This window comes from Aquimarina sp. AU58, from assembly GCF_900312745.1.
Taxonomy (GTDB): domain Bacteria; phylum Bacteroidota; class Bacteroidia; order Flavobacteriales; family Flavobacteriaceae; genus Aquimarina; species Aquimarina spinulae.
The window spans coordinates 1,357,671-1,373,156 of sequence record NZ_OMPD01000014.1 but is presented as its reverse complement, the minus strand read 5'-3'; the positions used below and the strand labels follow the sequence as shown (position 1 = coordinate 1,373,156).

Here is a 15,486-nt window from a genome sequence, read left to right as displayed (position 1 = left end):
AGTTCTAATAATAAATTCTCATATTTTGCAACTAGATTATAAATTATTACAGCACTAATCTATAGAAAAAACGCTATGCAATTAAACATCACTACATCAATCCAAAAACAGCTTAAGGAAATCATAGATCAGGCTGTTACTTCAGGAAAAATTAATCCAGAAAAGCTACGAATGATTATCATTTCGCCCAATAAGACTTTTGATGTACTTAAAGTAACCTATAACAATGCCTGGGACGAGTATTATTATGGATCTGAATATGATGATGCATCGGATATTGGTACAATTTCAATATCTGAATGGTTAGATATTGCAGATAAAGCTTTTGAGAAAAGAGAAGGGTTAGATGCTCTTTATATAGATCGTGCGGTAGAACACGACAGAAAATATACAAAAATAAAACCTGCGCTTACTTTTAATCATATATCTGACCAATTATATAAAAGCTATTTAACATGCTTGCGCGAAGAATTGATTTTACAAATTGAAAATGCTATAAAAAAAGTAGCTACTTCTTATACTCAAAAAGATTTCAAACATGTTGTTGGTTTTGTTACGCACAAACTCACTTTTAAACAGGACGATAATGTAAGAATACTGGCTTTTAATCATCCTAACGGTTCTGATCCATTTTATAATGTGATGCTTGCGTTGCCTCAATCAAAATTAACCTATCCCTACTTAAAGTTTTATGACACTGGTTTTTATTTATTTTATCCCAAAAGCAATATATACGAAGGATCTGAAGAAGAAAGTAATATATACACTTATGATATCAAAAATATCGAGTATGGCTTTATACAATCCAAACATAGAGAAAAAGCTACCTTTAGATTAACCGATGAATTCGAAGATTGGAAACTAGATGGGGGCCATATCGAAGAAGAAGAAGGTGATTTATCAGAAGAAGCTTTTTTTAGTGCCTTTGATAAATTCATGGTACAGTTTCCGGATAAAATAATTGACCCTTCGCAGGTTCCAGATCCAATCCATAACGAATCCAATTTTACAAAATGGCTAAATACTATACAAAAACATAATCTGGACATCTCATACAAAGCTGAAGAAAAACTTTATAATTATGGTGAAGAAGCTTTCAGAAAAACACTAGAATTTTTACCTGATACCAATAAAAACTATTCTGATCTTCAAAAATTCTTGACCGCCAGGTTATTTTCTGAAGGACGATATGAGGAATCAACAGCAATCCTTAAATCTATAAAACAATTATCAGATCATTATAAAGTACATCTATTAGAAAATTTATATTTCCTAAACCGTAAAGAAGAATTTGATGAGTGCTATGCTTCAATTGAAAGCAAAAGTGCCAAAAAAGATGCATTATTACCAAAGTGGTTATTTGATATCAAGCTATATCAAGATCAGAGAGATGAACTTAATAGGCTAAAAGATGAACTCATTTCTTTTATGTCAGAAAATAATGGGTATTCTTCGGCAAGCAGAGCAGCGATAGCATTAACCCGTTTATATACAATCCTTGGAGAAAAAGAAAATGCATTATACTGTTTTCAGAGCATTTCCTTTTCTAGTGATATTCACAATACATTATTTAAAAAAGAGTTTACGGATTCTCCCTATATGCTTCAAGCGTATGATGATTACTTAGCAAAAGAGAGAGAAAAAGAAGATTTTAAATCCAAAGTAAAAGTATCTTCTCTTGTTATTCCCGAAACCGATAAACAAGAAATAGAAAAAGTACCTTATGAAGATTGTTATTACCTAACTCATAAAATCGAAGATGTTGATTTAAGTTGGGTTGTGCCTATTAGTAAAAATCAATTCATCGCAGTAAATGGTGATAAAGAACTTTTTATAGGAGAAATTACAGATACTTATGAGATCATAAAACATACTGTAATTGCCTTAGATAAGGAAAAAAGATACCACTATTCTTACCATAACGAAGTAGTATATATATCAGATTATGATAAAGGAATTCTAAGATATCAAATCCAGAGAAATACTATTATTCCTATAGAAGGTAGTATTAGAAATACTAAAAAAGTGCCAAAATATGGTAATCTCAATATTTCAGATGGCCATTTGTACGTTTGTAATAATGAGTATCTCGAAATCTTTGATCTTTCTAATCCCGATGCGAACCTGATTTCTTCAGATGTATTTATAGAAAGTGGGTATAGTCTTCATATTAACGATAACCTGCTAGTTGTGGGTGCCGGTGCTGGCTTGGTTCTACTACTAGATATTAAGGACAAAAGCAATCCAACTTATTTATCTAGTATTATAGAAGATAAAACACCAGGAGATATGCATATAGCGTTTTTTGAGCATTATATGGTTACCCGATCTGTGATAGATATAAGTAATCCTGCTGACCCAAAATTTATCTGTCATAACTGGGACGACCTTGCTCCTATTTACTATTTTTCAGAAAAACCCAATATACTATTATGTAGTACAGGCGATGAATTTTTATTTACCACGCTTTCTAAAGAAGATAATGGTAAGATTTCACTCATTAATTGGTTAGAAAGTCTAAACAAGGAGAATTTATATAGTGAACGATTAACCTATAACATAGCAACAATGTATGATGAAGATACTGTTATAGGTTTTACAAAATATGATATCTGTATTTTAGAAAAAGATAAAAACCTTGCTCAACAGAAACAAGAATTTGACATTCAGGATATATTAGAAAAGATGGCTATTGAGTGTTTTGAACATTTGGTAGAACATCATCCCGATTTTAGTATTGGAAAAGTAGTTCTGGAGCACAAACCTGATTATGGAGTGATATCACTTTCTTTTCAGGAATGCTCAAGTCCTGCAATAGTATCTAGTTTTCATGAGGAATCTGGACTCTCTATGGTCTACTCTAACTTTAACATTTATCCATATTTCTCTGATACTTTGGATATGAATTTTGATCCTCAGCTCATGAAAATGAATTACGATCTTAATCGTGTCGTAGATAAAATCATCTCGAATGATAGTTTTAATACAATGACTTCAAAACATGTTTCGATACTTATAAATAATGAATCCAGATATTTAGAATTCCCGGATCATAACTGGAATCCTTATCGCGAAATCAGTTCGTCGCAAGATCCCGATACTGTTAAAGATATCATACTTAGTAGTAATGATAATTTGATTAAACAATTAGAAGATAGAATGATTACCGAAGAAGGTGTTTTTGAAGAATTACTACAATTAATTAATCTAAAAAAGCCAGAAGACAACACTAAAAACATTCTCACCTCTTCAGACAACCATAAAATAACATCGACGTATATTCAGGGACCAGTTTTTCAACCAAAACAAGAGAACGATGATTCTTCAGTTACTATTCAAAAACTAAAGCTTCAGGCCCTTCAAATTATTACTTCTCATACCGACAGAAAAATTGTTAGGAATATCATGTTTAATGGTGCAAAATACGGTATCCCAAAACCTGTATTAGAAAAAACACCAAATACTCTAAATATAAAAGAAGGTTACGTATCGATCCTGGTTAATAACGGATATGGTTTATGGGATGAATTTTCTGAAGATCCCGAAATTAAAGCATTCTTATTAGATATTCTAGATACGCTAAATGATGAATCTTTAAGAGCCAAGTTGGCCTATCGCTATAAAATATATTCTCATAAATCTATCTACAATTATATCAAAAAATTGTTAACCGATACTTATGATGTTCTTGATTACTATAACTATATCGGTGATAGTCATAGAAGTATAATAAATATCTCCAAACTCCCTTTGGTAGCAATAAGACCATTTGAAAAGGAATTATTAGAAATTTTTGAGCAATTTGAGTCTAATACTGATGAAAAACAAAATCATCGTATAAAAAATATGATCGTTCCTGTATGCGATATGCTTATCAGGTTAGGTCACGAAAAATTTCCAGAGGAATTGATTTCTAGAGCAAATTCAAGTAAAAAATATAATGAGCAATATGATGACGATCTTTTTGATGATGATTATGAAGACGAAGAAACATTCATATTACAGTTATATCGAAAACAACAGGTTAAACGCATACTACAAAGTTTTGAATATGGGAAAGAACAACCTATTTGGAATAATACTATAGCCCCAGAGCCTTATAAAAAATCATGGTATACGACTATAGATCTATTATTTGAACAAGGAGAACACATCTATGGAGAAGATTTTAAGAATATGTTCATCCAAAAACTATCGAAAAATATCGCTAAAGATGAAAATTATGATCACGACAGGTTATTAGCTTTTAACTTCATTCATTACACCTACAAACATATCCAGAAAAGACCAGAACTGGCAAGTATTGCAGAAACCATTGTCGAAGCTATCACTAGTAACAAAGACAAATTCTCTGAAGAAATTGATTTATACAACATCAAAGAAAAAAGTAAGTTTGCACTACTCCAGGCTGCCTGGAATGATTTAAAAAATAAAGATCTCGAATTGGCAAAGCAAAAGGGAGATGCTATTCTAAAAATAGACCCAGAATTTGGCCAGGTGTATTTCTTAAAAGCTCGCTTACTTTGGTTAAAAGAGGGAATTCCTACTTATCTCGAAAAACAAGAAGAGTATATCAAAAAAGCTTCTCATGACGCAGCAACACTCGCACGGTTATACAACCTTACTGGTTGTGCATTAGATGTTGAGAAACGCTATGAAGAAGCATTACCTTATTTTAAAAATGCCGCACTAACCGCAACCAATGAACCCATGTATCTCGCCAATATCGCAGAGATATATTATAAACTTAAAAATCCAAAAGAAGCCTTAAACTATGTACAAAAAGCTAAACAAAATGGACACTCTTCAGAAATGATGGATGAGATCTCTACCAATAAAGGAATCATTAATTAAGAAAGCCCATGAAGGTACTAATTCGTTTGCTGTTTGTTTCACTACCCGTCTTATTTATGAGTGCGCAACCCACATCTCCACAAGAAGAAATATTAGAGTTAAAGAAGTTAGGGAAAAATCACATTATTCAACTGGCTATAAAAGAGTTACATTCTATCACTACGCCAGAGGTAACTGAAGATGATTTTCACTTCATACAAATACTGGCCAGTAACAAAAGGATCAAGGTTCATTTTGGATACAATGTAATCTATTTTCCAAAAAACAGTAGTTACAATACAGACATAATTGTAGAATTTCCTTCTAAATCGATCTCTATAAGCAGTGACAATAATAAAGGAGGAAACACTACTTTTTATCGCCCCACAGCAGAAGATATGAATGTTATCAATTTTATTCTAAACCGTAATGGGACTAATAATAATGTGTTTAACAAAGGCAATAAATCATCTGTTGTTATCTCTATTTATGAAAAAGAAAACCATTATCTGGTATACACCACATCCAGAAATCCCGATCAGGGAGGAATTGAGTATATTGAAGAAATACATAAAGAAACAGGAGAAATTCTTTCTACTCTGAGTGGACATTATGATCCTGCACCAGAAACTCCCAGTTTAGAGGAAGAAAAATTTATAGAAATAGATAACAAATAAAAGAACTCTATTGTATTTTCACAGTATTGAGTAGCTAAATAAAGGTGTCTATTTCCTAAGTAAAACAATTCATCACTAATTATAAGGCATTCGTCACAAAGTCTGGATTTGACTTCATAATTATATAAAAATTTAACTAAAATTGAATCAAATATAATATGAAGTAAATGTTTTGAAAAAGCATATTTCAAATATCATAATTGTATACTTTTTGATCTTATTGTTATAATAATCACAGTAATTCAAAAAAGCTTCAAGTTTCATGATAATCAAATCAACATTTACAGCCCACTAAATAAAAAGATGAAAATGAAATTAAAAATTATTCTTACCTTAATATTAATAACCTTTGCACTAAATGTAAATGCGCAATTTCCAAAAATTAAGAAACCGAAAACATCAAAAATTCTTAAAAAAAAATCTGGTAAAGCTACCAATTCATCTAAAACTTCAACAAAAAATGTTTCATTGAATCAAAATGCCTCCAGCACAGATCCAAAAACTTTAAAAATTGAAAAATCAACAGTAGAAAAAATAGATGTTTTAAAATCTATTTTCATTTCTAATGAAAATGTTAAGAAACATACGAAAGAAGAAATAAAGGATGCATTATTTGCATTAGATCAAAAATTAACCACTCTCAATAATTTCTATTCAGATAGTAAGAGGATTCCAGAATTCACAACAGAGTACGATAAATACAAAAAATTGGTCGATGATGAAATTGCTCTAAGAGATGGCGGAAATAACTCTTTGTGGAATTTAGAAAATACTAGTAACAGTGTAGATCGAGTAAAAAAGGAACTACCAATAAATAAATTAGTAGAGCAATTTTCATCATTCCCTAATTACAAAGAATATCAGGCGCATAAAGAAGCCTATCAAAACATGGGGATTTCTGACCCTAAAGTGGAAACTTACATCTCTAACGTAGATAATTACTTTGCAACTACGCTAACAAATGAAATAGCTCCTAAGTTCAAAAAATATGTAAGAGAGAAATTAGCGTATAAATCATTTAATGATGATGAGTGGAAAATGAGACCTAAAACAGCTATACAAGTAGTAGATAAAACTTTAAAATTATTTCAGGACGATGCCTATATATATCAAAGAGTGAAGGATAAATCATGGGTAGATGATATCAAAAACATGCTCATCACACAAAAACAAAAGTTGAACACTTATATAGATAGTGGCGAATACGATCGTTATTTTGAGCAGTACAGACAGCGCATAATAGATTCTTTTAGAATGGAAACTCCAGGATATAATAATGCCAGTTTAATAACAACTATTAAACAGAAACACCATAATACCTCTAAATACGGGGCAATTCAACGTGTTGTTTTATATAGCAATTGGATTGTAGAAAAAAATGCTTTAGGAGTTCCTTTAGAGAAAAGGATTACCGTACAAGTCGCTACTAAAGCAAAGGATGGGACTTGCCAAGTATATGAAGGAAAATTATTTCGCACTTATGAAGGAGGTGGAAAATATGGAGGCACTAGATATAATAGTTATATTCATATATCTGAAATAAATTGTAAAAACATTAATAAATAAATTGGTCTCTAAATCCTTAAGCTTTTTTTGTGAGAAATAAAAAAAACTTATAAGAAAACAATTATTTGCTTAGACCCATATTCAAGATTACTCCTATATGTTTATGAATTACATATAGGAGTAATTGTATATACGCTTATCTATAAAGATATTTTAGATTTCATTTTTTCTACAATATTATAAGCTGCAGGGCAAATTGCTATATTTTTTAACGTTAGATTAGATATCTGTTGAAATTTTTTACGATCTGTATGTGGGTACTCTCGACATGCTTTTGCCCTTACCTCATAAATCGCACAGTAATTATCGGCTCCAAGAAAAGTACATGGAGTTTGTTGTAATATCAAGTCTCCATCCTTATCTGTTCGTAGGTATTGTTCTTCAAATTGCCTGGGGTTAATTTTTAAAAACTTTAAAATCCCCTCTACATCTTTATCACTAAATAATGAATCAATAATTTTACACCAATTCACGCATTCTAAACAATCTGTATTACTAAACTCTTCATCATGTAACTCCTGCATGATATGGTCTAGTTTTTTAAATAGTTTTTTTAAGTTTTATCATAATCCAATCGACATTTGCACTAAATATAAATACTCAAGTTCTAATAAAACTACCAATTCATCTAAACCTTCTTTATATGATCAATTGGATAAAAGATCCTATACCAATATCTTCTTATAATTGCTTAAGATATCAGTCTATTTTACATATTAAGAATAAGTAGAGACTATTTTTATATAATCTACTGAAAAACAGAATCCATTGTTAGAATAGAATGATTAAATACAAATACGTCATTCTATTCTAATTATAAACTCTCATATTTGCAATTAAATTGATAATCATAGATTATCATAACACTAACCTATAGTGATAAGAAGTGTGTGTATTTATCACTAAAATCAAATCAATTCTTTATGAAAACAAAAATCTTAATTTTACTAAGCATATTTGCTTTAGGAACTTCTATTGATGCTCAAGCGCAAAAACTGAAGAAATTTGGTGGTTTAACCGAAAAAAAGATAGGTCCAAAAACTATAAAGGTGCCTTATACAGATGTTGTAACATATCTTGGTTATGCTGCACCTGGTAATGAAGACGAGGTAAAAGATGGTAAGAAATTTTATTATATCTATGTTTGGATTCCTGCTGTGGCTCCAGAGCTTGGTATAAGAATGATGTCTCCGGTAGGTAAAAACAAAATAAAAGGAGCTACTGCATCTGCTGCATATACAGAAAATGCAAGTTCTAGTGATTTCTTTGATACTTATATTACGTTAGAACGTTCTGATATTATAAGTAAAGATAAAATTACCGGGGAAGCTGTAAAAAGTGCTAACTGGACTGTTCTAGAACGTAATGATGACAGTAGTGAAATGCCTAAGCAGCCTAGTGGAAGTAGTTACAATTCGCTATTAAGATATAAAAGTGAAGTTGGTGATCCTCTTAAAGCATTAACTGCTGGATTATACCGTATTGGTTTTACAACATACAAAACTGGTGAAGTAAAAGGTACTTTCTTAGCTCAGGTTGCCGCTCCTATCAAATTACCAGGAGTAATAATGGCCAAAACTATCGAAGAGTTAAAAAAAGGATAATAATATATAGACCCTAATTTAATAGACACACACTTGCAGTTATTCCCATATGTTTCTTAAAAGAATATATGGGAATACTTGTTTTATGTATATACCTATAAAGGTAGTTTAGATTTCATTTTTTCTACAATATTGTATGCTGCAGGACAAATTGCTACATTTTTTAAAGTTAAATTAGATATCTGTTGAAATTTTTTACGATCTGTATGTGGGTACTCTCGACATGCTTTTGGCCTTACCTCATAAATTGCACAGTAATTATCGGCTCCAAGAAAAGTACATGGAGTTTGTTGTAATATCAAGTCTCCATCCTCATCTGTTCTCAGGTATTGATCTTCAAATTGCCTGGGTTTAATTTTAAAAAATTTTGAAATCCGCTCTACATCTTTATCTGTAAATAATGGCCCCGTAGTTTTGCAGCAATTCGCACATTCTAAACAATCTGTGTTACTAAACTCTTCATCATGTAACTCCTGCATGATATGGTCTAGTTTTTTAGGCGGTCTTTTTTTAAGTTTAGCAAAGAACTTTTTGTTCTCGTTATGTTTATCTTTGGCCAGTTTTGGTAATTGGTCTATAAATTCTTGCATAGTACAAAAGTAAGACTTTTGAGAGTTCTGATTACCAAGTATCGTTTCCTATAATCACAAACTGCACCTCATGAATACAGATATCTTCGGAAAAGCCATCAAAGATTTTTACAATAAAGAATACACTGAAGATATTATTGTGCAGGCAAATGATTTTGATGATGATCATATCCCTATTTCTTACCTATTTAGAGGGTATACCGAAATGCCAAAAATAGAACAAAAGGCATTAGAGCTTTCATACGGAAAAGTACTCGATGTAGGTTGTGGTGCCGGAAGCCATAGTTTGTTTCTTCAAAATGATCAAAAGTTAGACGTAAAAGCTATAGATATATCCGAAGGCGCTATCGAAATTTGTAAAAAAAGAGGGATACATCATGCTATGGCACAAGATATCTATGATCATACTAATGCCACGTATGATACCATACTATTGTTAATGAATGGTAGTGGTATTATTGGTACTTTGGATCACATTGATCGTTTTTTTACTCATATTAAAACACTTCTTGCTCCGGGAGGTCAAATTTTAATGGATTCATCAGATATTTCCTATCTTTTTCAAGATGACGATGGAGGTTTTTGGGTAGATGCCTCTGCTGGATATTATGGAGAAATGCAATACAAATTAAAATACAAAGAACAAGAATCAGAATGGTTTGATTGGTTATATATTGATTATAATACCCTTCAAAACGCTGCTAATGCCAACGGTTTACTATCAGAATTAATAGTTGAAGGAGAAAACAACGATTACCTGGCTAAGTTTACCTTAGCATAATTTTACTTTGGCAAAGTATAGAAACCCTAAATGTTTTGCGTGAAGGATTACAGTGAAAATCCCACAGCCTGAGCTTTTTTTTTTGCGAAGTACAAGGAATTGCAACACGACAGCGAGATAGCGATGGGTGAGATGAAGCGTTGGCAAATCCCCTTGTAGTTACAAGTGAAATTTATCGCACTTCATTATTTAGATAATTGTTTTTCGGGTTCTAAAATGATTATATGGATCTTTGGAATAGGTTTCTTTTATTTCTTTTAAACGTTCATAACTTTTATCAAAATAAGTTTTAGTTGGGATTGAACTATCTTTAAAGCTTATAAAAGCCCCTGAAGTATTAGGAATATCAAAATCCCGACTGGTTTCTATCCAATCCAATGAACGGTTTGTTCTATCATACACAAAGTTATCTTGAAATTCTTCCTTCTCCTCTTTTTTCGTATTCCACCAGCATTGATATTGTATAGTATATAGTTTGTTCTTATAAGGAAAAGCACTATCCGTATTTTCTGCATGTTTCATATAATAATCTCCAACAATAGCTCCTAAAGTCACATAAGTAAATAGTCCCAACTTTCTGTTACCATCTAAAATAAGATTAGAAAATAAGCTCTCGAACAAGGCTTTGTATCCATTTTTACCTTGAGCATCTAATCCATCAGTATTGACTAATCTTGATGTGATTTTATGAGGAGCAGGAATATCATAATCTGGTTGTAAAGGGGTTCCTTCTCTAAGCAACCCTAATTTATTTAAAATTTTGTTGTGTGATTCCCGGTCCCAGTTCCCCATTAAATGGGAACCATATTGGTTTTTATGTGCATAATCTGCTCCGGTTGCCGGTTCTATGGTAAGAGTATAAGGCGAAACTTTTTCTTTAAGATAATCATCTATAAACTTGCATAAGCTATTCTCATCTCCTTCCCAATATCCATAAAAAACACAATTATTATATACTGTGTTGATATTTACAGGTTCTCCTGTATCCCATGGTCTCCCATTTATTTTCAAGTTAGTTCCTATAAGGTTTGAAGTATTTGGTGACTCGATTAACTCTTCCCATTTTTGCAATATTTCAATTGTTGGCACCTCTTCATTTAATGCATCTGGTTTCTGATCTTCATAACAATTCCATTCTACCTCAAAACGATGTAGTACAGCGGGTAAGGTAAAGGTTTGTATACGTAATTCGGTTATGATACCATAGCTCATACCTCCACCTCCTCTAAGTGCCCATAATAATTCAGGCACAGAACCATTTTTTACATCCAGCTTTTGAAGGGTTCCATCACCCAATAGGATATTGGCCCCAACAAGATGTTCACAGCACATTCCCATTTTACGAGTCCAGGGGCCCCAGCCGCCTCCCATGGTAAAGCCAGCGATTCCTACAGTGGCACAAGTACCATGTGGAATCATTACATCTTGTTCTGCAAGCTTAGAAGTAAGCGTTTGAAAGCGAATCCCTGGGCCTATACTGGCAATCTTGGTTACCGGATCAATAGTTAACGAAGCCATTTTTGAAACATCAATCAATACCACATTTGTCCCCGTGCATTCTCCCTCATGATCATGTCCCCCAGCACGAACCCGAATTGGTAATTTGTTATCTATAGCTGCTTTATACGTAATTACTACATCAGATTCGTTTTCGCAGTACACGATAACAAAAGGATTGTATTGAAGTCTTCTATTAAAAATTTGACTATTCTTATTATGTTTATATACGTTATCTAATTCTCCCCAATTGGTCGATATTGTTATATTTGATGGAAGATGGCTATTCAGTTCTTTTAAAAATGCATCAATATTGTCTTTCAGTAGTTCTGAAACTGTGTGTAAAGGTTCTTGTATCATCAGTATGATTTTATTTTTGATTTTATAGTATTACTCATCAGTCTTTGTTGCCAAAATTCGGATTCTTTCCAACGTTGTTCTGTTGCATAAAATTGATTTTTAGTCTGTTGGTAATCTTTATAAATAGCATTGATATTGTGTTGATAATCTAATCTACATGTATCGTCCCCGCTATTTTCAAAATCAATGATCGTTTTAGAAGCGTGACAAGCCGAACTAAGGGCAAATCCAATTCCCATAGAAGAAATGGGATCAAAAGATGCTATGGCATCACCAACAGCGATATAATTTTTTATAGGAGTAATATCTATCAATTTTGAAAAAGCATTCCGTACCCAAGGCGATTGATATGAAACCCCTTGTTTTATTTTATTTTTGATATATCTAGTATTTAAAAGTAATTGATTAAATTGATGTGTCTTCTGAAGTTGTTTTTCCTTTGCAATTCCTGCATCTGTAAATAGTGTTAGTCCTATTTTGTCATTGGGTAAGGTAGCACAGTACCACCAACCTTCTTCTACTGTTTCTAATAACACTTCTTGTGCAGGCACTTTTCCTTTTTCAAAAGTTATAAAGGTCCCTATTGCTACTAATTCATCACTTTTTAGCGGTTTTAATCCCAAATTTCTGGACACAGCATTTTGCCGCCCTGTAGCATCGACCAAAAAGTTTGCCTTTACCAAAATATCACCTTTGGTTTTATGCTTAAGTTCAATAGTCCAGTCTCCTTCTTTGGTTTGCCAAAAATCAATACACCTGGTTCTGGGTAAAATGCTTGCTCCTCTTTGATCAGCTCGTTCCAATAATAACAAATCAAAAGCTTTCCGATCCAGTTGTATACTATCCTCTACTGTACTTGAAATAGAATGTCTCGAGGACAGGTTAGCACTTCCCCAGGCGGCTACATGGTCATAACCATATATAAAACTGTTTGTTTCAAAATCTGTTCGATGGATATCCATATAAGCAAGTAAGTCAAATATCGCCGGGCTTACCTGTTCCCCTACCCTTAAGGTATCTAAATCACTTTGTTCAACGATCATTACCTTAAGATCTGAATATTTTAATACACTTAATGCGGTGGAAGCTCCTGCCGGGCCACCACCTACAATAAGTACATCTGTTTTAAAATGATATGCCATTTCACCTTCTACTTCTTGTTCCTGATCTAGGCATTTCAAGCCCTTCTGGTGCTATTTCAATTTTATTAAACACGACCATTTCTAAGTGCTCTATCAATAGTTTTGCCTTATTGCTTTTCTTCTTTACTGCATGCTTATTCTCCTCAATAAAAAATACAGGTATAGTGGTGTCATTATCAGCATCATTTCCAGTGATCTCTCCTACGGGCACTTCTTTATAAGAGAATTGTTCATTATTTCTTTCGGTCTCTACAATATATGGATATCCTGGAGTTGCCCTATTTTTATCTCTGATAAACCCAAGTGCGTACCAATACTCAACCATTTGCACAAAACTGTTGATACCACGGGCATAATTGACCTGTTGTCCCGCAGGTAAGTGCGTTTGTCCTTGTCCTTTATCTGTAAATTCACCTACGATCACATCCCAAGGGCTTTGTGGCGGCCACCAATATGTATAGTAAGTAGGTGGTAACGGAACATTAGTCCCATTACTAAGTGTTATTTTATTGATCGAGGGTACGGTAAAATTGATATACTGGACTGTACATTGAAAAAAGTCGGCTTGCCATGGGCATGCCATTCTTTTGGTTAAATCTCCAGGTTCACAACCACCACCTTCACTCTCATCTCTAGAAGGGTTCAATCCATGTTGCGCATAATACTCTTCATTTTCATACTGTTTGATTACATATGGTGCCTCATAAATTACATCATTTTGCATACTCCATGTAACTTCAATACCAGGACACATCGGTAACCCTACACAGTTTCCTACTCCTACCGTATCCATTGGGTTAACAGGATATTCTTGTGGAGTTTCATTATTAACAAATTTTCCTTCTGCCCATTGTCCTAATAAAAACAATTGGGTTTCATTTAATGCCATAAATTTATTGACATTGATATTGCTTACAGAATTACTACCAGAATTCAATGGCATCATCGGAAAGATATCACCTCCATTTTCTTTAAACAATTGTTGTTGTGGTAAATGTGGAGGCACTGGCGGTTGGGCATCATTGTTTCTGAAATAAGATAGATATTGCTTACGGTTTTCTTTATTTCCTTCTGATGGATCTGAAAAATCAAAAATGTTACTAGTAAATGCCATCATCGACTGAACGTTGGAAACCCATTGGTAACGACTTATCCTATTGATAATAGGAAGTATGTCTCTTTTAAAATCTACAATAAAACTGGTATTCCATTCACCTGTAGTCTTTGAATACATATCTGAATCCAAATCAAAATTACGCACCCCAACATCAAACATCGTATCACTTAGGGTAGAAATATTTACAATCTCTGGAGCAAAATCAGGAGATCCTATAATCACCCACGCTGAAAGCTCATATTCATTATCATCTGTATCTGTAACGGTACAATATACCGTTCCATCTGAAATATCATCGTGCCAGGTATTAGAGCCTCCATAACTTGTTAAGGGTTCATTTCCTCCTGCATGCCCGTATCCACCAAATACAATGAGTCGTCCTTTATCATCTGTCAATAAATCTCCTAATTTTTCTACAGGTAATCCATATTTCACCTTTGAAGGAGGGAATCGTGCTGGATATCCATTTGGTACATTTTCCTCATCAAAAGCGATTGATTTATTCTTTCCCAGAATAGTTCTAGGTCCCGGATCTATAATTAAGGTTTGTCTATCGGTCGTATCAGGGTTTCGCAAAGGTACTCCACGATTTTCATAACTGTTTTCAGTACCGAATAATAAATTCCCTTCAAGTTCACTAAACTGATACCAGGCAGCTTTTTTATTCGCCAAATGCACTGTCCATTCAATAGATTTGATATGCTCAGAATCCAGAGTGATTTCATTCTGATTTTCGTCAAATATTTTAAAAGGTTGCCCCTGTCTTTTGATAAGACCTTTAGCATCTTTAAATTCTTTGATTGGCCCTGTTAGATTCCCATGTTCATCACAATCAAAAGGAAGTCCTCCTATCTGATCTGGTGATAAACAAAGTTCAGTTGTACTGTTTCCTAATCGGGCAACTCCAATAGATGGGTGAATGGATAATTGCATTTGATTTTAATTTTTTGGTTAATTTTTGGTTTTAAGATCTAGAATATGTTTAAAAAGGTTTTTTTTAGAAAATGCTATTTACATGTTTGTAACTATACTCATTTTTCAAAAAAGTAAGACTTTCATAAGTTTGATATGAAAAGTATTCTTATACTAAATGTACTTAAAAATCAGCCTTCCATACTATTGAAAATTCTAAAAAAATGGCTTTATCTCTAAAAACACGTATAAATACGGTTATAGGTTTGTATTTAACCCCATACTCGTAAATTTCTTAAAACCAGATATATACACAAGCTTTCAAAGACCAAAGCCTTCCTAACAACATTGATGGTACAATCTTTGTGGCAAAGAAATCATTTAACAAAACAACGTTAAACTAGAAA

Annotated in this window: 10 protein-coding genes; 5 read left to right on the top strand and 5 right to left on the bottom strand. The window is 32.8% G+C overall.

Annotation, left to right across the window (positions count from 1 at the left end; genetic code table 11):
- Positions 1 to 75 precede the first annotated feature (75 nt).
- The 3 genes from DK441_RS17290 (at position 76) to DK441_RS17280 (ending at position 7,076) form a co-directional block, all read left to right on the top strand.
- Positions 76 to 4,854 carry a hypothetical protein gene (locus DK441_RS17290; protein ID WP_109851810.1) on the top strand — a complete coding sequence of 1,593 codons (4,779 nt, stop codon included), beginning with the start codon at positions 76 to 78 and terminating at the stop codon, positions 4,852 to 4,854.
- 8 nt (positions 4,855 to 4,862) lie between these two features.
- Positions 4,863 to 5,510 carry a hypothetical protein gene (locus DK441_RS17285; protein WP_160112147.1) on the top strand — a complete coding sequence of 216 codons (648 nt, stop codon included), beginning with the start codon at positions 4,863 to 4,865 and terminating at the stop codon, positions 5,508 to 5,510.
- Positions 5,511 to 5,819: 309 nt separating this feature from the next.
- The gene (locus DK441_RS17280) at positions 5,820 to 7,076 is read left to right on the top strand and encodes a hypothetical protein (protein ID WP_160112146.1); all 1,257 of its coding nucleotides are present in this window, start codon (positions 5,820 to 5,822) and stop codon (positions 7,074 to 7,076) included.
- Between the two features lie 140 nt (positions 7,077 to 7,216).
- Here DK441_RS17280 and DK441_RS17275 read toward each other — a convergent pair whose 3' ends face one another.
- Positions 7,217 to 7,600, bottom strand: a complete 384-nt coding sequence (locus DK441_RS17275) for a YkgJ family cysteine cluster protein (RefSeq protein WP_109851807.1) — start codon at positions 7,598 to 7,600, stop codon at positions 7,217 to 7,219.
- Positions 7,601 to 7,999: 399 nt separating this feature from the next.
- Between DK441_RS17275 and DK441_RS17270 the strand changes: the two genes are divergently transcribed.
- The gene (locus DK441_RS17270; RefSeq protein ID WP_025666636.1) at positions 8,000 to 8,680 is read left to right on the top strand and encodes a Lipl32 family lipoprotein; all 681 of its coding nucleotides are present in this window, start codon (positions 8,000 to 8,002) and stop codon (positions 8,678 to 8,680) included.
- 95 nt (positions 8,681 to 8,775) lie between these two features.
- On the opposite strand, the gene DK441_RS17265 is transcribed toward DK441_RS17270, so the two are convergent.
- Positions 8,776 to 9,270: a YkgJ family cysteine cluster protein gene (locus DK441_RS17265; protein WP_109851806.1), complete on the bottom strand. Its 495-nt coding sequence runs from the start codon at positions 9,268 to 9,270 to the stop codon at positions 8,776 to 8,778.
- A 70-nt stretch (positions 9,271 to 9,340) separates the two neighbouring features.
- Here DK441_RS17265 and DK441_RS17260 point away from each other — a divergent pair, with 70 nt between their 5' ends.
- Positions 9,341 to 10,051, top strand: a complete 711-nt coding sequence (locus DK441_RS17260; protein ID WP_109851805.1) for a bifunctional 2-polyprenyl-6-hydroxyphenol methylase/3-demethylubiquinol 3-O-methyltransferase UbiG — start codon at positions 9,341 to 9,343, stop codon at positions 10,049 to 10,051.
- Between the two features lie 189 nt (positions 10,052 to 10,240).
- Here DK441_RS17260 and DK441_RS17255 read toward each other — a convergent pair whose 3' ends face one another.
- Genes DK441_RS17255 through lodA form a run of 3 tightly spaced genes read right to left on the bottom strand, consistent with a single transcriptional unit; the run spans position 10,241 to position 15,100 of the window.
- Positions 10,241 to 11,908, bottom strand: a complete 1,668-nt coding sequence (locus DK441_RS17255; RefSeq protein WP_109851804.1) for an FAD-dependent oxidoreductase — start codon at positions 11,906 to 11,908, stop codon at positions 10,241 to 10,243.
- Positions 11,908 to 13,089, bottom strand: a complete 1,182-nt coding sequence (gene lodB / locus DK441_RS17250; RefSeq protein ID WP_109851803.1) for a lysine-epsilon-oxidase maturase LodB — start codon at positions 13,087 to 13,089, stop codon at positions 11,908 to 11,910. The genes DK441_RS17255 and lodB overlap by 1 nt, the downstream gene beginning before the upstream one ends.
- Positions 13,052 to 15,100 carry a CTQ-dependent lysine 6-oxidase LodA gene (gene lodA, locus DK441_RS17245; protein WP_109851802.1) on the bottom strand — a complete coding sequence of 683 codons (2,049 nt, stop codon included), beginning with the start codon at positions 15,098 to 15,100 and terminating at the stop codon, positions 13,052 to 13,054. The genes lodB and lodA overlap by 38 nt, the downstream gene beginning before the upstream one ends.
- Positions 15,101 to 15,486 lie beyond the last annotated feature (386 nt).